General features: G+C 60.6%; 22 protein-coding genes. 16 read left to right on the top strand and 6 right to left on the bottom strand.

The features are described from left to right. Positions 1 to 76: 76 nt before the first annotated feature. The 7 genes from HKK54_RS09945 (at position 77) to HKK54_RS09975 (ending at position 5,757) form a co-directional block, all read left to right on the top strand. The gene (locus tag HKK54_RS09945) at positions 77 to 1,570 is read left to right on the top strand and encodes an acetyl-CoA hydrolase/transferase family protein (RefSeq protein WP_169386706.1); all 1,494 of its coding nucleotides are present in this window, start codon (positions 77 to 79) and stop codon (positions 1,568 to 1,570) included. A 318-nt stretch (positions 1,571 to 1,888) separates the two neighbouring features. Further along, complete coding sequence (locus HKK54_RS09950) at positions 1,889 to 2,104, top strand: DUF1127 domain-containing protein (RefSeq protein ID WP_010168694.1); 216 nt, start codon at positions 1,889 to 1,891, stop codon at positions 2,102 to 2,104. A gap of 263 nt (positions 2,105 to 2,367) precedes the next feature. Then, on the top strand, positions 2,368 to 2,562 hold the full coding sequence (locus HKK54_RS09955) for a DUF1127 domain-containing protein (RefSeq protein ID WP_010168692.1): 195 nt from the start codon (positions 2,368 to 2,370) through the stop codon (positions 2,560 to 2,562). 154 nt (positions 2,563 to 2,716) lie between these two features. Continuing rightward, on the top strand, positions 2,717 to 3,037 hold the full coding sequence (locus HKK54_RS09960; RefSeq protein WP_010168690.1) for a DUF2388 domain-containing protein: 321 nt from the start codon (positions 2,717 to 2,719) through the stop codon (positions 3,035 to 3,037). A gap of 106 nt (positions 3,038 to 3,143) precedes the next feature. Next, positions 3,144 to 3,452: a DUF2388 domain-containing protein gene (locus HKK54_RS09965; RefSeq protein ID WP_008439654.1), complete on the top strand. Its 309-nt coding sequence runs from the start codon at positions 3,144 to 3,146 to the stop codon at positions 3,450 to 3,452. 26 nt (positions 3,453 to 3,478) lie between these two features. Then, a complete protein-coding gene (locus HKK54_RS09970; RefSeq protein ID WP_010168687.1) occupies positions 3,479 to 3,799 on the top strand; it encodes a DUF2388 domain-containing protein in 321 nt (106 codons plus the stop codon). Next, complete coding sequence (locus HKK54_RS09975) at positions 3,796 to 5,757, top strand: DUF7844 domain-containing protein (protein WP_169386707.1); 1,962 nt, start codon at positions 3,796 to 3,798, stop codon at positions 5,755 to 5,757. The genes HKK54_RS09970 and HKK54_RS09975 overlap by 4 nt, the downstream gene beginning before the upstream one ends. Here HKK54_RS09975 and HKK54_RS09980 read toward each other — a convergent pair. Further along, the gene (locus HKK54_RS09980) at positions 5,754 to 6,155 is read right to left on the bottom strand and encodes a GFA family protein (RefSeq protein WP_010168683.1); all 402 of its coding nucleotides are present in this window, start codon (positions 6,153 to 6,155) and stop codon (positions 5,754 to 5,756) included. The genes HKK54_RS09975 and HKK54_RS09980 overlap by 4 nt on opposite strands. Positions 6,156 to 6,427: 272 nt before the next feature. Here HKK54_RS09980 and HKK54_RS09985 point away from each other — a divergent pair, with 272 nt between their 5' ends. The 9 genes from HKK54_RS09985 to HKK54_RS10025 all read left to right on the top strand — a co-directional run bounded on the left by HKK54_RS09985 (position 6,428) and on the right by HKK54_RS10025 (position 16,593). Then, positions 6,428 to 7,735 carry a CitMHS family transporter gene (locus HKK54_RS09985; RefSeq protein WP_010168681.1) on the top strand — a complete coding sequence of 436 codons (1,308 nt, stop codon included), beginning with the start codon at positions 6,428 to 6,430 and terminating at the stop codon, positions 7,733 to 7,735. A gap of 65 nt (positions 7,736 to 7,800) precedes the next feature. Beyond that, entirely contained in the window at positions 7,801 to 8,568 is a 768-nt protein-coding gene (locus HKK54_RS09990; protein ID WP_010168680.1) for a TerC family protein, read from the top strand. A gap of 211 nt (positions 8,569 to 8,779) precedes the next feature. Then, on the top strand, positions 8,780 to 10,438 hold the full coding sequence (locus HKK54_RS09995; protein WP_169386708.1) for a Na/Pi cotransporter family protein: 1,659 nt from the start codon (positions 8,780 to 8,782) through the stop codon (positions 10,436 to 10,438). A gap of 57 nt (positions 10,439 to 10,495) precedes the next feature. Continuing rightward, positions 10,496 to 11,878, top strand: coding sequence for a M16 family metallopeptidase (locus tag HKK54_RS10000; protein ID WP_169386709.1), 1,383 nt, complete (start codon positions 10,496 to 10,498; stop codon positions 11,876 to 11,878). A gap of 71 nt (positions 11,879 to 11,949) precedes the next feature. Then, positions 11,950 to 12,993 (top strand): DUF5924 family protein, encoded by a 1,044-nt coding sequence (locus tag HKK54_RS10005; protein ID WP_169386710.1) that lies wholly within the window; start codon positions 11,950 to 11,952, stop codon positions 12,991 to 12,993. A 55-nt stretch (positions 12,994 to 13,048) separates the two neighbouring features. After that, positions 13,049 to 14,197 carry an ABC transporter permease gene (locus HKK54_RS10010; RefSeq protein ID WP_010168671.1) on the top strand — a complete coding sequence of 383 codons (1,149 nt, stop codon included), beginning with the start codon at positions 13,049 to 13,051 and terminating at the stop codon, positions 14,195 to 14,197. After that, positions 14,194 to 14,997 (top strand): ABC transporter ATP-binding protein, encoded by an 804-nt coding sequence (locus HKK54_RS10015; protein ID WP_010168669.1) that lies wholly within the window; start codon positions 14,194 to 14,196, stop codon positions 14,995 to 14,997. Before HKK54_RS10010 ends, HKK54_RS10015 begins: the two co-directional genes overlap by 4 nt. A 1-nt stretch (position 14,998) precedes the next feature. Then, the gene (locus tag HKK54_RS10020) at positions 14,999 to 15,937 is read left to right on the top strand and encodes an MlaD family protein (protein WP_010168668.1); all 939 of its coding nucleotides are present in this window, start codon (positions 14,999 to 15,001) and stop codon (positions 15,935 to 15,937) included. Next, positions 15,934 to 16,593 carry an ABC-type transport auxiliary lipoprotein family protein gene (locus tag HKK54_RS10025; protein ID WP_169386711.1) on the top strand — a complete coding sequence of 220 codons (660 nt, stop codon included), beginning with the start codon at positions 15,934 to 15,936 and terminating at the stop codon, positions 16,591 to 16,593. Before HKK54_RS10020 ends, HKK54_RS10025 begins: the two co-directional genes overlap by 4 nt. Before the next feature lie 86 nt (positions 16,594 to 16,679). Here the strand turns inward: HKK54_RS10025 and HKK54_RS10030 are convergent, their stop codons facing one another. From HKK54_RS10030 to HKK54_RS10050, 5 genes are all read right to left on the bottom strand, one after another. Continuing rightward, entirely contained in the window at positions 16,680 to 17,909 is a 1,230-nt protein-coding gene (locus tag HKK54_RS10030) for a nucleoside recognition domain-containing protein (protein WP_169386712.1), read from the bottom strand. A 99-nt stretch (positions 17,910 to 18,008) separates the two neighbouring features. Continuing rightward, complete coding sequence (gene gltP / locus HKK54_RS10035) at positions 18,009 to 19,340, bottom strand: glutamate/aspartate:proton symporter GltP (RefSeq protein WP_169386713.1); 1,332 nt, start codon at positions 19,338 to 19,340, stop codon at positions 18,009 to 18,011. Between the two features lie 729 nt (positions 19,341 to 20,069). Continuing rightward, complete coding sequence (locus HKK54_RS10040) at positions 20,070 to 20,537, bottom strand: inhibitor of vertebrate lysozyme family protein (RefSeq protein WP_010168664.1); 468 nt, start codon at positions 20,535 to 20,537, stop codon at positions 20,070 to 20,072. Positions 20,538 to 20,539: 2 nt separating this feature from the next. Beyond that, entirely contained in the window at positions 20,540 to 20,704 is a 165-nt protein-coding gene (locus HKK54_RS10045) for a DUF1328 domain-containing protein (RefSeq protein ID WP_003170804.1), read from the bottom strand. 77 nt (positions 20,705 to 20,781) lie between these two features. Further along, positions 20,782 to 21,066, bottom strand: a complete 285-nt coding sequence (locus tag HKK54_RS10050; RefSeq protein WP_010168659.1) for a hypothetical protein — start codon at positions 21,064 to 21,066, stop codon at positions 20,782 to 20,784. Positions 21,067 to 21,073: the final 7 nt, after the last annotated feature.

Raw genomic sequence — 21,073 nt, forward strand, 5'->3', positions numbered from 1 at the left:
GACCATGGTAGCGGGACGAAATTTTTTGAAATCACTAGACTGCGCATCTTGCTTCCGTAGCCCGAGATAACAATCCATGTACCGTGATCGTATCCGCTTGCCTTCGTTGTTGAACAAGGTCATGAGCGCGGCTGACGCTGCCGCACTGATCCAGGACGGCATGACCGTCGGCATGAGCGGCTTCACCCGCGCCGGTGAAGCCAAGGCCGTGCCCCACGCCTTGGCCGAACGCGCCAAGACCTCGCCGCTGAAAATCACCCTGATGACCGGTGCCAGCCTGGGCAATGACCTGGACAAGCAACTGACCGAAGCCGGCGTACTGTCGCGACGCATGCCATTCCAGGTAGACAGCACTTTGCGCAAGGCGATCAACGCCGGCGAAGTGATGTTTATCGACCAGCACCTGTCGGAGACCGTCGAGCAGCTGCGTAACAATCAGCTCAAGTTGCCGGACATCGCGGTAATCGAAGCCGTGGCCATTACCGAGCAAGGCCATATTGTGCCGACCACTTCCGTGGGCAACTCTGCCAGTTTCGCGATTTTCGCCAAGCACGTGATCGTCGAGATCAACATGGCGCATAACCCGAACCTGGAAGGCCTGCACGACATCTATATCCCGAGCTATCGCCCGACCCGCACACCGATTCCGTTGGTGGCCGTGGACGACCGCATCGGCAGCACCGCAATTCCGATCCCACCCGAGAAGATCGTCGCCATCGTCATCACCAATCAGGCCGACTCGGCCTCCACCGTGACGCCGCCCGACAGCGACACCCAATCGATCGCCAACCACCTGATCAACTTCCTTAAAGAAGAAGTCGACGCCGGGCGCATGACCAATAAGCTTGGCCCGCTGCAGGCCGGCATCGGCAACATTGCCAACGCGGTGATGTGTGGCTTGATCGAGTCGCCGTTCGAAGACCTGACAATGTATTCGGAAGTACTCCAGGACTCGACGTTCGACCTGATCGACGCCGGCAAGCTGAGCTTCGCCTCGGGCAGCTCGATCACCTTGTCAGAACGGCGCAACGCCGACGTGTTCGGCAACCTGGAGCGCTATAAAGACAAATTGGTGTTGCGGCCCCAAGAAATCTCCAACCACCCGGAAGTGGTACGGCGCCTGGGCATTATCGGCATCAACACTGCGCTGGAGTTCGACATCTACGGCAACGTCAACTCCACCCACGTCTGCGGCACGCGGATGATGAACGGGATTGGCGGCTCGGGTGACTTTGCACGCAACGCGCACCTGGCGATCTTTGTCACCAAGTCGATCGCCAAGGCCGGGGCAATCTCCAGCGTCGTGCCGATGGTCAGCCATGTGGACCATACCGAGCATGATGTCGACATCCTCGTGACCGAGATCGGCCTGGCAGACCTTCGCGGCCTGGCGCCGCGTGAGCGGGCTCGGGTCATCATCGACAACTGCGTGCACCCGGCATACCGCGACGCCCTGAACACGTACTTCACCCAAGCCTGCGCGCTGGGCGGTCACACCCCGCACATCCTGCGGGAAGCACTGAGTTGGCACATCAACCTGGAAGAAACCGGGCATATGCTGAAAGCGTAATTGATACAGATTCGGACTGATGCAAACACAGTTTCATCAGTCCGGGTTTGCAAACCCATCTTTTAGAAAAAACTGTACTGCTGTACCGGTCATTTCCTACCTAAATCTCCTACCCAAATCTCTAAAAACGCCTAAAACGCACCATAAAAGTGCCGACAGGTACAGTTGCCCCAATTTCATACAGTACAGCCCCTATAAACAGTTAACTGGCCCCTCACAATACAGGTGAACTGTATCTAGAGAGTCTTGCGCCGGAAGAGGATCATTGGCATCAGTTAAACCACTACCTAATCCCGCCACAAGCGGAAGGATGTCATCATGGAACGTACACTCAGTTCCGATCTGTTCTTCGAAGAAAAAGCTGTAAACACCCAGGCTTCCCTGCCTCTGCGCGTTATCGCCAACCTGATGTTGTGGCAGCGCCGCATCTCCAGCCGCCATCAACTGGCTCGTCTGGATTCGCGTCTGCTGGCTGACGCCGGTATCAGCGAAGCACAACGCTACGAAGAGCTGAGCAAGCCGTTCTGGCGCTAATTAGCGTCCGCTGGCCCTGACCCACCGGGTCCACAGCCAGCACTCAGAATTGATCAAGCAAAACCCGCCCCGGGTAACCGGAGGCGGGTTTTGTTGTTTCTGGGATTTGGATTTTTAAGAGCAAAAACAATAGGCTTTCATATCAACAGGTACAGTTTAAAAAACATAACAATTAAGCAGTACAATTTAGCCTTGGTGTATCTGTACCGGTAAAACTTTCGCGCCCAACATGGAGTTTCAGAACCTCATAAAAGGCGCTCGCCATGAACACCCAAGCCCAGCAACGCCCTCTATTGATAAGGCTACTGCAACGCACGGCCTCGGGACTCGCCCGCTGGGAGCAACGTGCCCGTACACGCAGGTTGCTGGCTCAACTGGACCCGCGGGAATTATCTGACGCGGGCATCAGCCACGGCGACCGAGCAGCCGAACTGTCCAAGTCGTTCTGGAGCGAGTAATCACCACGGGTGACTATCCGAACGGATAAACGGCGGCTTAATATCCGGTTACCACGTGGCGAACCCTGTAGAACGGGCGTCTGATGCCCATGGTCCCGCTGATCAAATAGCGGCTTTGTGCCACTTTTATTCGTTCATTTACAGGAGTCACCCCATGTCCCGTCTTCGTCTGCTGAGCGCTGCAGCCCTGCTGGCCCTGGCTGCCAATGCCAACGCCTCCAGCCTGATCGTGACCACGGATTCGATCGTCGGCGCTCTGAAAGCCACCTCGGATGCGACCTCCGATGCCACGTCCTCCCTGCGTGACAACAAGGTCGTACGTGCCGCCCGCGACGACGCCGCCAGCTTTGTGGCCAGCGACGGCGCCATCCGTGGCGTGAAACTGGAAAGCGCCCTGGCCCAGATCCGTCAACAGGCTCCACAACTGAATACCGCGACTGACGCTCAACTGGCCCAGGCGATCCTGGCCATCTGACCGCGGGTGGGGAAGACGGGAGCGCCAGGCGCTCCCTGATCCTGCGCGCTGGCTCTCGCCCGGGCATTGCGCTAGCCTTGGCGCTCGTTTTCAGTTGTCGAGTCCCATGGCTTTTTCATACCGCCTGTTGATCGCTCCCGTAGTGTTTTGCACCTGCTGGTCCACCCAAGCTCCGGCCTTTGACCTGTCAACCCAGAGCCTCGTTGTCAGTGCGTATGCCACCAGCAAAGTGACCTCCGCACCGTTCGACCATAAACTGATACTGGCCGCCCAGGATGACGCTGCCGCTTTCATTGCCACTGACGGCCAATGGCGGGGAGCCCGACTGGAATCAGCGCTGGATTATCTGCGCCATACCCAGCCAAAACTTAACGCCAGTGACCTTGAACTGGCTCAAGCAATTCTCGTCCAATAATCATCTTTGTATTTCGGAGTCATTCCATGCGTAGCCCGCTGATCGCCGCCGCTCTCGGCCTGCTGTTGTTGGCCGGTGTTGCCCAGGCGCAAACCCTGAAGGCCACCAGTAACATCATCGTCCGTGCCTCGGCCCGTACCATTGATTTCACCTCGGACACCACCACGTCCATCCGCGACTCCAAAGTCGTGCGCGAAGCCCACGACGATGCCGCCAGTTTCGTCGCCAGCAATGGCGAGATTCGCGGCGCTCAGCTGGAAGCCGCGTTCGATACCCTGCGAACCCGCGTGCCAGAAGCCCGCGACGCCAGCGACCAGGTCCTCGCCGAAGCTATCCTCGCACTGTGAGGCGAATTGCCGCCTGGCTACTGGCCGGCACGCTGCTGCTCGGCGCCAGCGCGGCTCAGGCCGCCCTGCAACTGCGGCTCAAGACTGATGGCTTGAGCCCGGCCCAGCAGCAGGCCAGCCAGGCGTTGCTGGATGAAGCGATGCAGGCGTTGCCGCCGCGCTTCATCGAGCAACTGGACCGGACCATCGACGTCGGCTGGACCGACAAGATGCCCGAGAATGCCTACGGCCAGGCCTCGCTGGTGTCCGAACTGGACCTCAACAGCAACCTGCTGGAAAGCCTCACCGACGGCAGCGCCGCGACACAAAAAACCAACCGCCCCCATGGCACCGTGCGCCGGGAAATGCTCGCCACTGTGTTGCATGAACTGACCCACATCTACGACCGCGCCCGGCTGTGGTCCAGCGCCGACCGCACGCTGATCCAGCGTTGCAGCCGCCAGAACAACATCACCGGCCTGATCGGCCTGCCCGATCAATGCCGTGGCCAGAACGATCGCCGCTTTACCCTCAGCGATGACCCACGCCTGCTGGACCTTGCCGGCTGGCCGCAATACGTCGGGCGTCGCGGCGAACGTGAACAGAACAACCACCAGGTCGCCCGCAGCCCGGACATCTACGAAACCACCAGCCCGCTGGAATTCGTCGCGGTCAACATGGAGTACTTCCTCCTCGACCCGAGCTACGCCTGCCGCCGGCCTTCGTTGTACCGCTATTACAAGGAACACTTTGGCTGGGCACCACCGGCCAAGGACACCTGCGCCAAGACCTACGCCTTCCTCAACGCCGGCAACGACTTCGCCAAGACCCCGCTGGGTCAGGTCGACCCCGAGAGAGTCTACGAAATCGACTACCTGCTGGCCGAGGCCAACCAGAACCTGGTAAGCCGCTGGGGCCATAGCATGTTGCGCCTGGTGATCTGCGCCCCAGGCCGGCCACGGGGCCCGGATTGCCGGCTGGACCTGGACCAGCACCTGGTTCTGTCCTACCGCGCATTCGTCGGTGACGTACAGCTGTCGAGCTGGGACGGCTTGATCGGCAAATACCCATCACGGCTGTTCGTGCTGCCGCTGTCACAAGTCATCGACGAGTACACCAAGACCGAACTGCGTGGCCTGGCGTCAGTGCCGCTGAAGCTGACCCGCCAAGAGATCAACGACACTGTCGAACACGCCGCCGAAATGCACTGGAGCTACGACGGCAACTACTTCTTCATCTCCAACAACTGCGCGGTGGAGAGCCTGAAACTGTTACGCAGCGGCAGCGCCAACCCGCAGCTGACCGGCCTGGACAACATCACGCCCAATGGCCTGCTGGAAGTCCTCAAGGGCCGGGGCCTGGCCGATACCAGCGTGCTGGATGACAAAAAACGCGCGCTGCGCCTGGGCTATCACTTCGATTCTTTCCGCGAGCGGTACCAGGCGATGTTCGAGGTGCTGAAAAAGCGCCTGCCGATCAAGCAGGCCGAAGTGGAGGACTGGCTGTCACTGAGCGCTGAAGAGCGGCGCCCATGGTTCGCCGAGGCCGACCTGCGCACCAGCGCGGCCTTGTTGCTGCTCGAGCAGGCAAGCTTTCGCAAGCAACTCATGCTGGCCCAGGATGAAGTCAAACAACGTTACCTCGGTGCCCGCGAGCTGAAGAACGGCGGTATGGAGAAGGCCAACGCGACCTTGCAGCAGATCCTCGCCAACAGCGGCTTCCTCAGTCGTCCGGCAGAGCTGTTGGGCACCAGCGGTTACGGCCTGCCGCAGCCGACCGAATCCCAACGCCTGGAATCTGAAAGCGCCGCGCGCCAGAAACAATTGCAGTCGCTGACCGGCGACCTGGACAAGGAGGTGAGGGCGCTGCTGGAGCCGTCCCGCGCGGCGGAAATTGCCGCGTGTGAAGCCAACCTCAAGCAATTGGGCGAGCACTTGCGTGCGCTGCACAAGGCCTCCGGCGGGTTCGAGCTGCCCTAGAGCGTCTCCCCATCCTCTTGCGGCAACTGTTCATCCAGGCGCAGCCACGGCAATCGGCTCTCTACCCAGATGTGCCGTTCTGCCGGGGCCTGTTCCGGATGATCCAGGGTCGCGATGGTCACATCGATACTCTCGGGACTCAGACGAGTTTCCAACGCCAGGTGCGCCCCACAGTTCGAACAGAAATACCGCACGCATGTCGATGACGATTCGTACTGCGCCGGCGTTCCCGCCACCCACGCAAACGCGGGACGGGGCAGGGTGATCCAGGTGGTCACCAACCCACCGCTGACCCGCCGGCAAACCGAACAGTGGCAGTGGGCAATGTCCACCAACGCCCCGCTGAACTGATAACGCACCCGCCCGCAATGGCAGCCGCCTTGGTGTTGCTCATGCATGCCCCGTCTCCCACATCCCTATTTCATATAAGACCAGTCGTCACTCAACGTAGCCTGTTTCTTAAGCGAAAGCTGGCTGAAAGCTTCCGGGACTAGGATCGCCCACCACTGCCGGCAACAGACCGGTTGTTAACAACAACAATGGTGATTCCCGATGTCCGCTCGTACCCGCCTGTTTGCCCCAACTCCACCCGTACGCCTCGTGCTGTTCGTTCTGCGCTGACCCCAACCGGTTCGCCATTCCCTAGCCGCGCTACGCCTGGAGTATTCCTATGCTGACTTTCCTTGGCTTTGCCATGGTCATCACGTTCATGTACCTGATCATGACCAAGCGCCTGTCTGCGCTGATCGCCTTGATCATCGTGCCAATCCTGTTCGCGCTGTTCGGCGGCTTTGCACCGAAGATCGGCCCGATGATGCTCGAAGGCATCACCAAGCTCGCGCCGACCGGCGTGATGCTGATGTTCGCCATCCTCTATTTCGCCTTGATGATCGACTCCGGCCTGTTCGACCCGGCCGTGCGCAAGATCCTCAAGCTGGTCAAGGGCGACCCGCTGAAGGTCTCGGTCGGCACTGCCGTACTGGCCCTGGTGGTCTCGCTCGACGGTGACGGCGCCACCACTTACATGATCTGCGTGGCCGCCATGCTGCCGTTGTACAAGCGCATCGGCATGAGCCCGCGGATCATGGCCGGCCTGATCATCCTGGCCGGCGGCGTGATGAACATGACGCCATGGGGCGGCCCGACCGCCCGTGCGGCCAGTGCGCTGCATGTAGACCCGTCGGACATTTTCGTACCGATGATCCCGGCGATGCTGGCCGGCGTGGTTGCCATCCTGGTGATTGCCTACATGTACGGCAAACGCGAACGTGCGCGTCTCGGTGAACTGCACCTGCACGGTGACGAAATTGACCACAGCGAAATCAGCGTTTCGCAGTACCCGGACGCCCGCCGTCCGAAGCTGATCTGGTTCAACGGCGCCCTGACGCTGGCCCTGATGTGCACCCTGATCGCCGGCCTGCTGCCGCTGCCCGTGCTGTTCATGGTGGCCTTCAGTATCGCGATGATCGTCAACTACCCGTGCCTGCAAATGCAGAAAGACCGCGTCGCCGCCCACGCCGGCAGCGTATTGGCGGTGGTCGGGTTGATCTTCGCCGCCGGTATCTTCACCGGCATCCTGTCCGGCACCGGCATGGTCGATGCCATGTCCAAGAGCCTGCTGGCGGTCATCCCCGACGCCCTCGGCCCTTACCTGGCCGTGATCACCGCACTGGTGAGCATGCCGTTCACGTTCTTCATGTCCAACGACGCGTTCTACTACGGTGTACTGCCCGTATTGGCCGAAGCCGCCAGTCACTATGGCATCACCGCCGTGGAAATGGCCCGCGCCTCGATCGTTGGCCAACCCGTGCACTTGTTGAGCCCACTGGTTCCATCCACTTACCTGTTGGTGGCTCTGGCGGGTATCGAATTTGGCGATCACCAGCGCTTCACCCTCAAGTGGGCGGTACTGGTGTGCCTGTGCATAATGGTCGCCGCATTGCTGATGGGGATTTTTCCGCTGTTCAGCACTCTATAATCGTACAACTCACTGCGCCGGCGCTTAAAGCCGGCGCGGTCTAACACTCGTTCAAAGGAATACACATGGAATGGCTGACCAATCCGGAAATCTGGATTGCTTTCTTCACCCTGACGGCCCTCGAGATCGTCCTGGGCATCGATAACATCATCATGATTTCGATCCTGGTCAGCCGCATGCCCAAGCACATGCAGGCGCGTACCCGGATCTTCGGCCTGGCCCTGGCGATGGTCACGCGAATCCTGTTGCTGCTGTCGATCACATGGGTGATGCGCCTCACCGACGACCTGTTCGTGGTGTTCGGCCAAGGCATTTCCGGTCGCGACCTGATCCTGTTCTTCGGTGGCCTGTTCCTGCTGTGGAAAAGCTCCCAGGAGATGTACCACGCCCTGGAAGGTGAGGACGAAACCCACGACGAGCCAAAAGGCGCCGGTGGCAAGTTCATCTACACCATCATCCAGATCGCGATCATCGACATCGTGTTCTCCCTGGACTCGGTGATTACCGCAGTCGGTATGGTTTCCCACGTACCGGTGATGGTGGCTGCGATTATCGTCGCCGTGCTGGTGATGATGCTGGCCGCTGGCACCATCAGCGAATTCATCGACAAGCACCCGTCGTTGAAGATGCTCGCGCTGTCGTTCCTGCTGGTGGTGGGCACCGTTCTGATCGCTGAAGCCTTCGATGTTCACGTGCCAAAAGGCTACGTTTACTTCGCCATGGCGTTCTCCCTGGCGGTGGAAGCGGTGAACATCAAGATGCGTACCGCCATCGCGAAAAAGAAAAAACAGCAGGACCCTGTGAAACTGCGCAAGGACATTCCGGGTCAGTAACCTTGAATCGCTGCTGAAAAAGGGGCTCTCGAGCCCCTTTTTTTCATCTGCAAAAAACTGATTTCATGACAGTTTTGTTTCAATCCCGACTTTAGCTATGCGATGCTGGCGCAGAGCCCATTCGCCAACTACAGCTTAAGTACAAGACGTAGAACGGCACGCGGCAATTCTTATTTGCTCTTTTTGAGCTAACCCACACGGGGGGCCGAGCATGCTGACCTTGCTCAATCTGCTTTCCGCCGTGACCCTGCTTATCTGGGGCACGCACATCGTCCGTACCGGCATCCTGCGGGTCTACGGTTCCAACTTGCGCCAGGTCATCGGGCAGAACATGTCCAAGCGCTGGCTGGCGTTTATCGCCGGCATCCTGGTGACAGCCATGGTGCAAAGCAGCAACGCCACGGCGATGCTGGTGACCTCGTTTGTCGGCCAGGGCCTGATGGGCCTGATGCCCGCCCTGGCGACCATGCTCGGTGCCGACGTCGGTACGGCATTAATGGCCCGGGTGCTGACCTTTGACCTGTCGTGGCTGTCGCCGCTGCTGATTTTTCTCGGGGTGATTTTCTTCCTCTCGCGCAAACAGACGCGCGCCGGACAGATGGGCCGTGTCGGTATTGGGTTGGGCCTGATCATTCTTGCGCTGCAATTGATCGTCGAAGCCGCAGGCCCGATTACCCACGCGCAGGGCGTGAAGGTCCTGTTCGCCTCGCTGACCGGCGATATCTTGCTCGATGCCTTGGTCGGCGCACTGTTCGCGATGATTTCCTACTCCAGCCTGGCCGCCGTCCTGCTGACCGCGACCCTGGCCGGCGCCGGCGTGATCGGCCTGCACGTGGCCATCGGCCTGGTGATCGGCGCCAACATCGGCAGTGGCGTGCTGGCCTTCCTCAGCACCAGCATGCAGAACGCCGCCGGTCGCCAGGTGGCCCTGGGCAGCCTGCTCTACAAGCTGATCGGCCTGCTGCTGATCATCCCGGCCCTCGACCCGCTGGCGCTGTGGATGGACACCCTGGACTACAGCGCCCAAGGCATGGTGATCACCTTCCACCTGCTCTATAACGTCATCCGCTGCCTGATCCTGTTGCCGACTATTGGCCCGATGTCCCGCTTGTGCGCCTGGTTGCTGCCGGAGCGTGAAGAGGTCAACGGCCTGGCCAAGCCCCGCCACCTGGACCTGGCGGCGCTCGCCACGCCAAGCCTGGCGCTGGCCAACGCCGCCCGCGAAACCCTGCGCCTGGGCGACTTGATCGACAATATGCTGACCTCGATGCTGGAAGTGCTGCGGGGCAAGCAGACCGCCATCACCCAGGAAATGCGCAGCCTGAGCGACGACGTTGAGGCGCTCTACAGCGCGATCAAACTCTACCTCGCGCAAATGCCCCGCGAAGACCTCAGCGAGCACGACAGCCGACGCTGGGCCGAAATCATTGAGCTGTCGATCAACCTGAAGCTGGCCGGTGACCTGATCGAACGCATGCTGCGCAAGGTCCAGCAGCAAAAAACCTCCCAGCGCCGCTCGTTCTCCGAAGTCGGCCTGGAAGAGCTCGCCGGCCTGCAAACCCAGTTGATCGCCAACCTGCGCCTGGGCCTGTCGGTGTTCCTCAGCGCCGACCCGGAAAGCGCCCGGCAATTGCTGCGGGAGAAACGTCGCTTTCGCGCCCAGGAGCGTCGCCTGGCCCACGCTCACGTCAGCCGCTTGCAACGTAAAATCGTACAGAGCCTGGAGACCAGTTCCCTGCACCTGGAGCTTATTGCCGACATGAAGCGCCTCAACTCGCTGTTCTGCAGCAGCGCGTATGTGGTGCTGGAAACCACCGACACCGGCGCCCTTTCGGCGGACGATATTGCCGACATCACCCATTCGCCCTGAACGTAAGGTGGCGAGTGAAGTCAGTTAACAAGGACCTCACTCGCCAGGAAGCTTGTTATGCGTCGCCTGTTATTCGCCTGCCTGCTTATGGGCTCGGCACACACCTTTGCCTTTGACCGCTTGCAAGTCGAGGGCTACACACTGCCCAACGGCCTGCAACTGCTGCTCAAGCCGGGCACCGAGCGCGGCCACGTGGCCATTCGCCTGGTGGTAGGCGTCGGTCTGGACGACTTCAGTTGCGAAGACAAAGAGCTGCCGCATCTGCTGGAACACCTGCTGTTCAGCGGAATCGACGGTGGCGGCGAAGGTGAGCTGGAGGAACGCATGCAAGCCCTCGGCGGCGACTGGAACGCCTATACCAGCAACGCCGACACCACTTTCGTCATCGAGGCACCGGCGCAAAACCAGCGCAAGGTGCTCGACCTGCTGCTGGCCATCATCACCCGTACCGAATTGACCGACGCCAACATCAATGCCGCCAAACAGGTGGTGGAACGCGAAGACGGCGGCCATTACTCGCACCTGCAACGCCTGCTGGACCGCCAGGACCTCGGCCACAAGGCCAGCAGTCAGCTTGCGGTGGAACTGGGGCTCAAATGCGCCGAACGTGCCGACGTCGACCATCTGACCCGCGACCAATTGGAAAAACTGCGCAAGGCCTGGTACGCCCCCAACAACATGACCCTGATTATCGTCGGCGACCTCGACAAGCTGTTGCCGGCCTACCTCGAACGCACCTACGGCGAGCTGGATCCGGTTGACCCCACGGAACATCGTGCACTGCCGGAGATTCAACACGCCGCCGCGATTCGCCGTGACCTGATCCATGGCTGGGTGGGTGACAACGCCAAGCTGCACTGGTTGTTCCCCGAGCCGGTGATGGACGACCAGTACGATGAAACCTTCGACCTGCTCAAGGACTATCTGGACTGGGCGTTGTATCGCCAATTGCGGCTGCAGCACGGTTTGTCCTACGGCCCATGGAGCGAACGCGAAGTGCTCGGCGGCGTCGGCTTCATGAGCCTCAACGCCGACCTCGAGCGCGAAGACTTGCCCGAAGCCGAACAGGTGCTGGAAACCCTCAAGGCCCAACTGCTCCAGGACGGCCTCGACCCCGCCACCTTCGCCCGCCTGCAACAAGCCGCCATCGCCCGCCAGGCGTGGGCGGTTCAGGGCAACAGTGCGTTGGCCGACTATTACTGGAGCGCGTCGGGCGACTACGCCAAGGGGCGTTTCAGCGACCCGGCCAAGCGCATCAAGGCCGTCAGCCTGGAGCAAACCAACCAGGCCATGCGCGAGCTGTTCAAGCAGAACGGCTACTGGCGCATCGAGAAGCCGCTGTTCAGCTACGACACCCTCAACTGGATCGCCGCCGGCGCGCTGGGGCTGATCGCGATTGGGTTGCTCGGCGTGTGGCGTTATCGCAAAGGGATTGCGTAATGAGGCCCCGGGAAAACGGCTAAAACGTTATTCTGTCTGGGATTTTTCCTACGAAGACTGTGAACTGCCGAATGCCTATCCTGACCCAGACCATCCAGCGCGTCCTCGAACTGATGAAGCGCTACCCAGGGGTGATTGCACTCGGCGGTTTCATCTCCGGTGTGGGCAGCTTCATCCTGGTGGATCGCCAGCAAGGCATGGCCAGCTGGATCGCGATCATCATGCTGGTGAGCTGGTTATGGCTGATGCTGGAAAACAGCTTCACCCAGCTGTTCAGCAAAGTCTTCAAACGGGAAATCCCCGAACCGCTGCTGCGCTACGCCACGCAGATGATCCACCAGGAAAGCCTGTTTTTTGTCCTGCCGTTCTTTTTTGTCACCACCACCTGGAACAGCGGCCAGTCGATCTTTACTGGCCTGTTGGGCGCGGCGGCGCTGGTCTCGATCACCGACCCGCTGTACTACAAGTGGCTGGCGCCCAAGCGTTCGCTGTTCCTGGCGCTGCACACCCTGACCCTGTTTGCGGCCCTGCTGACCGCGCTGCCGATCATCCTGCACCTGACCACCGCCGAGAGTTACAAACTGGCCCTCGGTGTGGCGATGCTGCTTTCGATCCCGAGCCTGGCCGTGAGCCTGCCGCTGCGCAGTATCAAGGGCTGGGCGATGCTGTTGGGGGTTACGGCAGCGATTGGTTGCGCCGGCTGGTTCCTGCGCAGTTGGGTGCCGCCCGCGACGTTGTGGATGACCGAAGTGGCCATCAGCACTCAATTGCAGGACCGCACGCCCGGCGATGACCTGAAAGAAGTCAGCGCCGCCCAACTGCGCAGCAGCGGGTTGTATGCCTACACCGCGATCAACGCACCGCGCGGGCTGGATGAGCGGATTTACCATGTGTGGAAATTCAACGGCAAGGAAGTCGACCGCATCGCCCTGGACATTCACGGCGGGCGCAAGGAAGGCTATCGGGCCTGGACCCACAAACAGAACTTCCCCCCCGACTCGGTGGGCCGCTGGCAGGTACGGGTGCTGACCGAAGATGGCCAAGTGATCGGCGTGCTGCGCTTCAAGGTGACTGACGCCGGTCAGGCCCCAGCAACGCCGGACGCGCCAAAGTAGGCAGGATCGTGCTATTACGTAGGAATTCTGGAATAGCCAAACAAGCTCGGAGCTTATGACCAGTAGCACAACGGCCGGTGCAGCCCATCTGGACACGTCCACCCAACCTCCACAGCTGAGGATTACGGGGGATTGGACGCTTGCCCACTATGCCAACCTGAAGAAGCTGTCGGAAAAGCTCGACGGCCAGTACGACGCGGGCACCCGCATCGACCTTAACGGCCTGGGCGCCCTGGACACGGCCGGCGCTTCGCTGCTGGTGGAGCTGCTCGGCCCCGAGCGCATCGAACAATCCGCCGAACACACCGACTGCAGCCTCTCGACCGCCGACCGCGCGCTGTTGAAAACCGTCTACCGCTCCCTGAACGACTTCTGTGTGCCGGTCAAGGAACCGGAAGAGGCCGCCGGCATTATGTTGCTGGCACGCATCGGCAGCGCGGTGTACACCGTCTGGCAAGACGGCATGAAGTTGCTCGGCTTTATCGGCCTGATCCTCGAAACCTTCGCCCGTGGCGTGTTCCGGCCCAAGCGCTGGCGCGTGACGCCGATGGTTGCGCATATCGAACAGACCGGCCTCGATGCGGCACCCATCGTTGCCTTGCTGACCTTTCTGGTGGGCGCGGTGGTGGCGTTTCTCGGCGCCACCGTGCTGGCCAGTTTTGGCGCGAGCATTTTTACCGTCGATTTGGTGGCGTTCTCGTTCCTGCGGGAATTTGGCGTGTTGCTCACCGCGATCCTGATGGCCGGCCGCACCGCCAGTGCCTTCACCGCGCAAATCGGCTCGATGAAGGCCAACGAAGAAATCGACGCGATCCGCACCCTGGGCCTGGACCCGATGGAATTGCTGGTGTTGCCCCGGGTGCTGGCGTTGCTGGTGGCGCTGCCGATGCTGACGTTCCTGGCGATGATCTCGGGGATTATCGGCGGCGGCGTGGTGTGCGCCGTGGCCCTGGATATTTCGCCGGCGATGTTCCTGTCGCTGTTGCAATCGGACATCGGCGTGCAGCATTTCCTGGTCGGCATGGTCAAGGCGCCGATCTTCGCCTTTTTGATCGCCGCCATCGGCTGCCTCGAAGGCTTCAAGGTCAGCGGCAGCGCCGAGTCGGTCGGCGCCCACACCACCTCGAGCGTGGTGCAATCGATTTTCGTGGTGATCGTGCTGGATGCGGTCGCAGCGCTGTTCTTCATGGAGATGGGCTGGTGAGTCGCTTACGCCGTGCGCCCACCGAGGCGGTGATTGAAGTCCGTGGCCTGTGTAACCGCTTTGGTCCGCAAAGCGTGCACGAGAACCTCGACCTGGATTTGTACAAGGGCGAGATCCTCGCGGTGGTCGGCGGGTCGGGCAGCGGCAAGTCGGTGCTGCTGCGCAGCATCATTGGCCTGCGTCAGCCGAGCGAAGGGCAGGTGCGGGTGTTCGGGCAGAACTTGCCGAGCTTGTCGGAGCATGAGCGTTCGATGGTGGAACGGCGCTTCGGCGTGCTGTTCCAGAAGGGCGCGCTGTTTTCCTCGCTGACGGTCACGGAAAACGTCGCCTTGCCGCTGATCGAGCATGCCGGCCTCAGCCGTCCCGACGCCGAACACCTGGCAGCAGTGAAACTGGCGTTGGCCGGGTTGCCGCTGTCGGCCGCCGACAAATACCCATCGTCACTTTCCGGCGGCATGATCAAGCGCGCAGCCCTGGCCCGCGCCCTGGCGCTGGACCCGGACATCCTGTTTCTCGACGAACCTACCGCCGGCCTTGACCCGATCGGCGCCGCCGCCTTCGATCAACTGATCCTGACCCTGCGCGATGCGCTGGGCCTGAGCGTGTTCCTGGTCACCCACGACCTCGACACGCTGTACACCATCACCGACCGCGTGGCGGTGCTGGCACAGAAAAAGGTACTGGTGGCGGACGCCATCGATGTCGTCTCGGAAACCGACGACGCCTGGATTCACGAATACTTCCATGGCCCACGGGGCCGCGCGGCATTGGATGCCGCTCAACTGCTCAACGAGGTATGACATGGAAACCCGAGCCCATCATGTGATGATCGGTCTGTTCAGCGTGATCGTCGTGGTCGGTGCCATGCTGTTTGGCCTGTGGCTGGCCAAGTCGAGCGTCGACAGCGCGTTTCAGGATTACGAAGTGATCTTCAATGAGGCCGTCAGTGGCCTGTCCCAGGGCAGCGCGGTGCAGTACAGCGGGATCAAGGTTGGCGATGTCACCAGCCTGCGCCTCGACCCGAAAGACCCGCGCCGGGTGCTGGCGCGCATCCGCCTGGCCGGGCAAACGCCGATCAAGGAAGACACCCAGGCCAAGCTGGCCCTGACCGGCATCACCGGCACGTCGATCATCCAGCTCAGCGGCGGCACACCCCAAAGCCCGGAACTCAAGGGCAAGGACGGCGAACTGCCGCAAATCATCGCCTCTCCGTCGCCTATCGCGCGCCTGCTGAACAACAGCAATGACTTGATGACCAGCATCAACCTGCTGCTGCACAACGCCAATCATATGTTCTCCCGAGAGAACGTCGACCGCCTCAGCAATACCCTGGATAACCTGCAACAGACCACTGGCGCGATTGCCGATCAACGCGGCGACATCAAAGTGGTGATGCAGCAATTGATGCAGGTGAGCAAACAAGCCAGTGCCACGCTGGAGCAGACCACCGCGCTGATGCGCAACGCCAACGGTTTGCTCAACGACCAGGGCAAGCAGATGTTTGGCAGCGCCGAGAAGGCCATGCAATCCCTTCAACAAAGCACAGCCACCATCGACACGCTGCTGACCAACAACAAGGATTCCCTGAACAGCGGCATGCAGGGCCTCAACGAACTGGCGCCTGCGGTACGCGAGCTGCGGGAAACCCTGGGCTCGTTACGCGCGATTTCCCGCCGCCTGGAAGCCAACCCCAGCGGTTACCTGCTGGGCAGCGACAAGAACAAGGAGTTCACGCCATGAAGCGTGCTTACCAAATGATCGCCCCCGTTGCGCTGGCATTGGTCAGTGCGTGCTCGATCTTGCCCAAGGCAGATCCTTCGGACGTGTACCGGTTGCCATCGGCACAGACCACCGCACAGGCCAGCCCTGTGGCGTGGTCCCTGCGGGTGGCCAAGCCGCAGACCAGCGAATTCCTCGACAGCCCGCGGATTGCCGTGGTGCCCAATGGCGACTTGATCAGCAGCTATGCGAATTCACGCTGGAGCGATCCGGCGCCGGTGCTGTTGCGTAACCGGTTGCTGGACGGGTTTCAGCGGGATGGACGTGTGACGTTGCTCAGTACCGACGAGACCAATCTGCAGGCGGACTTTGAGCTGGGCGGGCAGTTGCAGGCGTTTCAGAGTGAGTATCGCGGCAGCGCGGTGGAGGTGGTGATACGGCTGGATGCGCGGCTGGTACGCGGGAGTGATCAGCGGATTATTGCCAGCAAGCGGTTTGAGGTGAGGCAGCCGGTGGGGGATACGAAGGTGCCGGCGGTGGTGGCGGGATTTGGTCAGGCTGGGGATACGCTGAACAAGCAGGTTGTGGATTGGGTGGTGGGTCAGGGAAGCCGCGCTTTCGTGGCAAGGGAGCTTGCTCCCGTTGGGTTGCGTAGCAGCCCCAAAACCAGCCAATGAGCTGTGACTGACACACTGCGAAACCTTGCTGGGGCCGCTTCGCGGCCCAACGGGAGCAAGCTCCCTCGCCACAGTTGACCTAGGTGTTAACCGAAGAACCAGTAGCAGACGGCAATCGCCGCCACTACACCAGCAAACTCCGCCAACAACGCACACCCCACCGCATGCCGCGCCCGCTGGATGCCCACCGAGCCGAAGTACACCGCCAGCACATAAAAGGTGGTTTCGGTACTGCCCTGGATCGTCGCCGCCACCAACGCCGGGAAGCTGTCCACGCCCTGGGTCTGCATCGTCTCAATCAGCATCGCCCGCGCCGCACTGCCAGAGAACGGCTTGACCATCGCCGTCGGCAACGCATCGACAAAGCGCGTGTCCATGCCGGTCCAGGCCACCAGATGGCGAATGCCTTCCAGGCCGAAATCCAGCGCGCCGGACGCGCGCAACACGCCTACCGCACACAGCATCGCCACCAGATACGGCAGCAGGTTCTTGGCGACGTCGAAGCCTTCTTTGGCGCCTTCGACAAACGCCTCGTAGACCTTGACCTTGCGCAACGCGCCAATCACCAGGAACAGCATGATCAGCCCGAACAGCGTCAGGTTGCCAAGGATCGAAGACAGCCCCGCCAGCGCAGTGGCTGAGAGCGTCGCCAACAAGGCCATGAAGCCACCCAGTACCAGCGCACCTGGAACCAGATACGCAAGCACCACCGGGTCCCACAGCCGCAGGCGTTGCATCACCGCCACCGACAGCAGGCCCACCAGGGTCGAAGCGCTGGTGGCCAGCAGGATCGGCAGGAACACCAGCGTCGGGTCAGCCGCACCTTGCTGGGCGCGGTACATGAAGATCGTCACCGGCAGCAGGGTCAGGGAAGACGCGTTGAGCACCAGGAACAGGATTTGCGCGTTACTGGCCGTATTGGGAATGGGGTTGAGCTCTTGCAACGCCTTCATGGCTTTGAGGCCGATGGGCGTGGCGGCGTTGTCGAGGCCCAGGCCGTTGGCGGCGAAGTTGAGGGTGATCAGACCGATGGCGGGGTGGCCGGCGGGGACTTCCGGCATCAGGCGGCGGAACAGCGGCCCCAACGCCTTGGCCAGCCAGTCGACGATCCCGGCTTTCTCGGCGATGCGCAGGAAGCCCAGCCATAAGGTCAGGGTGCCGAACAGCAGCACCATCACCTCGACCGACAACTTGGCCATGGCGAAGATGCTTTCCACCATTGCTGCAAAGATGCCGGCGTTGCCGCCGATCAGCCATTGCGCCAGCGCGGACACCATCGCCACGATAAAAAAGCCAAGCCACAGGCCATTGAGCATCAGTTGAATCCCCCGAAAGATGGGGCGAATGATAGCGGGGCTGGTAGAAACGACAAACCCCGGATTTTCCGGGGTTTGTGTAGGAGGCAGTCCTGGCGATCAGCCGCGAGTGGTCTCGCCGGCCGGCAGTGCTTCCTTGGTGCGCCAGTGCGGCAGGGAGTTCCAGTAGCGCTCGCCCTTGGCGTCGTCGTACATGCCTTCCCAGCGGGAGATGACCAGTACGGCCAGGGCGTTGCCGATCACGTTCAGTGCGGTACGGGCCATGTCCATGATGCGGTCGACACCGGCGATAAATGCCAGGCCTTCCAGCGGAATGCCAACGCTGCCCAGGGTCGCCAGCAGCACCACGAAGGACACGCCCGGCACGCCGGCGATGCCTTTGGAGGTGACCATCAGGGTCAGTACCAGCATCAGTTGCTGGCCAATCGACAAGTCGATGCCATACAGCTGAGCGATAAAGATCGCCGCGATACTCTGGTACAAGGTCGAACCGTCGAGGTTGAACGAGTAGCCGGTGGGTACCACGAAGCTGCAGATCGCTTTCGGCGCGCCGTAGGCTTCCATCTTCTCGATCACACGCGGCAGCACGGTTTCGGAACTGGCGGTGGAGTAGGCCAGTACCAGCTCATCCTTGAAGATGCGCATCAGCTTGAGAATCGAGAAACCAAACAGGCGAGCGATCAAGCCCAGCACCGCAAAGGCGAAGAACAGGATGGCGACGTAAACCAGCACCACCAGCTTCGCCAGCGGCAGCAGGGAAGCGAAGCCGAAGTTGGCAACCGTCACCGCGATCAATGCAAACACGCCGATCGGGGCGTACTTCATGATCATGTGGGTGACTTTGAACATGCTCTCGGACACGCCCTGGAACATGGTCACCAGGGGCTCGCGCAGTTCAGGCTTGAGGCTCGACAAGCCGAGGCCGAACAACACCGAGAAGAAGATGATCGGCAGCATGTCGCCACGGGCCACGGCGGCGAAGATGTTCGACGGGATCAGGTTGAGGATCGTCTCGATGAACGCGTGCTCGTGCTGAACCTCGGCGGCGGTGGCGGTGTATTTGGAGATGTCGACGGTACCCAGGGTACTCATGTCGATGCCAGTACCCGGATGGAACAGGTTGGCCAGCAGCAGGCCGACCACAATGGCGATGGTGGTGACCACTTCGAAGTAAAGGATGGTTTTCACGCCGATCCGACCGAGCTTTTTCGCATCCCCAACGCCGGCGATTCCCACAATCAGCGACGAAATCACGATCGGGATAACGATCATCTTGATCAGGCGGATAAAGATATCGCCAGCGGGCTGCAACACGTTGCTGATCCACCAGGCCTTTTCAGCACTGAAATGGTTAAGCACCGCACCGATTGCAATCCCCAGCACCAGACCGATGAGGATCTGCCAGGCGAGGCTTAGCTTTGCCTTCTTCATGTCATTACCCTTACTTCAAGTGGACTCAGGCAGATGCGCCAGCAGCTGGAACGCTCGAGAGCGAAAAAGTGTGTGCATCTGCCCCCGTAGAAGGTCACCGCAGTTGGCCGATATGGCTCACTGGCAGGCGAAAAAAGGCGCAACTATTCCGATGCAAGGAGGCGACGTCTAATGCCGTAAACGCCTACCCTATGCCGAATCGGCATGAGATTTTTTGAGTTTTTCTGTCTGACCGGTCAGTTCGAATACGACATTTCGGCAGGCATAAATGCCGCGAACCGGCCATTTCAGGCTCGCGCAGGGTTTTTTGAAAATCTACGGCCTCAGCTGAAAACCCCTGAAAATTCCTACGCATACCATTGAAAAACTCGTCTGGCAGGAGACAAACTTTCTCGATAGATGGTCACGTGGAAACACCAGGAAATGGTTGAGGCGATGCAAAAAGGAAAATTGCCGCTATGGGCGGTATGACGGAAGCGGGGATAAGAGCCATAAGCCCGTCGCAAGTTCCACAAGCCATCGGCTTGCGAACTTGCGTCGCAGCTTTTCACCTGACCCGGCCCTTGCGCAGGCACTCCCTGTCCCCGTAGGTCACGCCGATCCTATCGATCAGAGCAACCCGGCCCCTTGGTCATGCACCGCCCTTGTCGGGCCGTGCAAACAGAAAGAAGCGTGGCGCTCCTTTCTATGGACGATAAGCCGGTAGACGACAGCGTCGTCAGACCAAACCTAGTACCAATTCGGATCTTTCTTGAGCTGTTCCATCAACAGCTTCTGCATGCCTTCGTCCGGCTTGCCAAGAAAACGGTAGTCGGCGTGCCGTGTTGGCGATTTGTCCGACGGCAGGCCGGCCGGAACTTCCACCAACATGGCATAGGCATCTTCCTTGTCAAAGCTGAAGGCGACGATCAGGCGCTTGTTCAGGCACGTATCTGCGGTTTCGCAGAGTGGCCCTACCAAGTACTTGTCACCATCCTCTTCAACGGCGTTCATTTGTTCAGCGCTGCCCGACAGGTTCATCACCCATTCCGGCAGACGCTCTTCCTTCTTGACCACGCTCTGCCAGGTTTCGCGGTACTGCGGGTCCGCACTCAGCAGTTCGTTGGCCCGGGACTGGCCGTCATTGGCGGCCAGTGCCAGACCGCTGCCGCCCAACAACAGGGCGGCAGCCAGGGCTTTAAGGGACGAATTGAACATGTTTAGCCTCGGCCACGACGGCCAAAGAAGAAGGACGCGATGAACATCACCAGGAAGACCACAAACAGAATCTTGGCGATACCCGTGGCGGTGCCCGCGATGCCACCGAAGCCCAGGACTGCAGCCACAATGGCGATGATCAGAAATGTGATTGCCCAACTCAACATGGTGATTCTCCTTACGCTTCTTTTAGGGGTAACAGCGGTGATGCGTGCGGTCGCTCGATTGAAGGACCGTGTCGTGCCTAGAACACCCAGCGTTCCTGATAAGGCAGGTCGCCGAGGGTGGAATCCTGTTCAACCGCCGTCAGTTGCGGGGTTGTCACGTCGGCGGCGGAACCACCGACGGAACGGAAATGGGTCTGGGTCATCATCGGGCGTTCAAAATGCGCGGCCTGCGGCTGACTCTGCTGCCAATGCGCCAATTGCTGACCGCCGATCAAGGTCACCATCAGGGCCAGGCTGGCAAACAACCCCTGTTGCAGACGCAGTGGCGATACACGCAGTTGGGTGAGGCTTTGGCGAGTCATGCTGTAT

It is taken from the genome of Pseudomonas sp. ADAK13 (assembly GCF_012935715.1).
GTDB lineage: Bacteria > Pseudomonadota > Gammaproteobacteria > Pseudomonadales > Pseudomonadaceae > Aquipseudomonas.

Coding starts and splice junctions, on each gene's coding strand:
- HKK54_RS09945 (WP_169386706.1), top strand. CDS start 77: ATGTACCGTGATCGTATCCGCTTGCCTTCGTTGTTGAACAAGGTCATG.
- HKK54_RS09950 (WP_010168694.1), top strand. CDS start 1,889: ATGGAACGTACACTCAGTTCCGATCTGTTCTTCGAAGAAAAAGCTGTA.
- HKK54_RS09955 (WP_010168692.1), top strand. CDS start 2,368: ATGAACACCCAAGCCCAGCAACGCCCTCTATTGATAAGGCTACTGCAA.
- HKK54_RS09960 (WP_010168690.1), top strand. CDS start 2,717: ATGTCCCGTCTTCGTCTGCTGAGCGCTGCAGCCCTGCTGGCCCTGGCT.
- HKK54_RS09965 (WP_008439654.1), top strand. CDS start 3,144: ATGGCTTTTTCATACCGCCTGTTGATCGCTCCCGTAGTGTTTTGCACC.
- HKK54_RS09970 (WP_010168687.1), top strand. CDS start 3,479: ATGCGTAGCCCGCTGATCGCCGCCGCTCTCGGCCTGCTGTTGTTGGCC.
- HKK54_RS09980 (WP_010168683.1), bottom strand. CDS start 6,155: ATGCATGAGCAACACCAAGGCGGCTGCCATTGCGGGCGGGTGCGTTAT.
- HKK54_RS09985 (WP_010168681.1), top strand. CDS start 6,428: ATGCTGACTTTCCTTGGCTTTGCCATGGTCATCACGTTCATGTACCTG.
- HKK54_RS09990 (WP_010168680.1), top strand. CDS start 7,801: ATGGAATGGCTGACCAATCCGGAAATCTGGATTGCTTTCTTCACCCTG.
- HKK54_RS09995 (WP_169386708.1), top strand. CDS start 8,780: ATGCTGACCTTGCTCAATCTGCTTTCCGCCGTGACCCTGCTTATCTGG.
- HKK54_RS10000 (WP_169386709.1), top strand. CDS start 10,496: ATGCGTCGCCTGTTATTCGCCTGCCTGCTTATGGGCTCGGCACACACC.
- HKK54_RS10005 (WP_169386710.1), top strand. CDS start 11,950: ATGCCTATCCTGACCCAGACCATCCAGCGCGTCCTCGAACTGATGAAG.
- HKK54_RS10010 (WP_010168671.1), top strand. CDS start 13,049: ATGACCAGTAGCACAACGGCCGGTGCAGCCCATCTGGACACGTCCACC.
- HKK54_RS10020 (WP_010168668.1), top strand. CDS start 14,999: ATGGAAACCCGAGCCCATCATGTGATGATCGGTCTGTTCAGCGTGATC.
- HKK54_RS10025 (WP_169386711.1), top strand. CDS start 15,934: ATGAAGCGTGCTTACCAAATGATCGCCCCCGTTGCGCTGGCATTGGTC.
- HKK54_RS10030 (WP_169386712.1), bottom strand. CDS start 17,909: ATGCTCAATGGCCTGTGGCTTGGCTTTTTTATCGTGGCGATGGTGTCC.
- gltP (WP_169386713.1), bottom strand. CDS start 19,340: ATGAAGAAGGCAAAGCTAAGCCTCGCCTGGCAGATCCTCATCGGTCTG.
- HKK54_RS10040 (WP_010168664.1), bottom strand. CDS start 20,537: ATGTTCAATTCGTCCCTTAAAGCCCTGGCTGCCGCCCTGTTGTTGGGC.
- HKK54_RS10045 (WP_003170804.1), bottom strand. CDS start 20,704: ATGTTGAGTTGGGCAATCACATTTCTGATCATCGCCATTGTGGCTGCA.
- HKK54_RS10050 (WP_010168659.1), bottom strand. CDS start 21,066: ATGACTCGCCAAAGCCTCACCCAACTGCGTGTATCGCCACTGCGTCTG.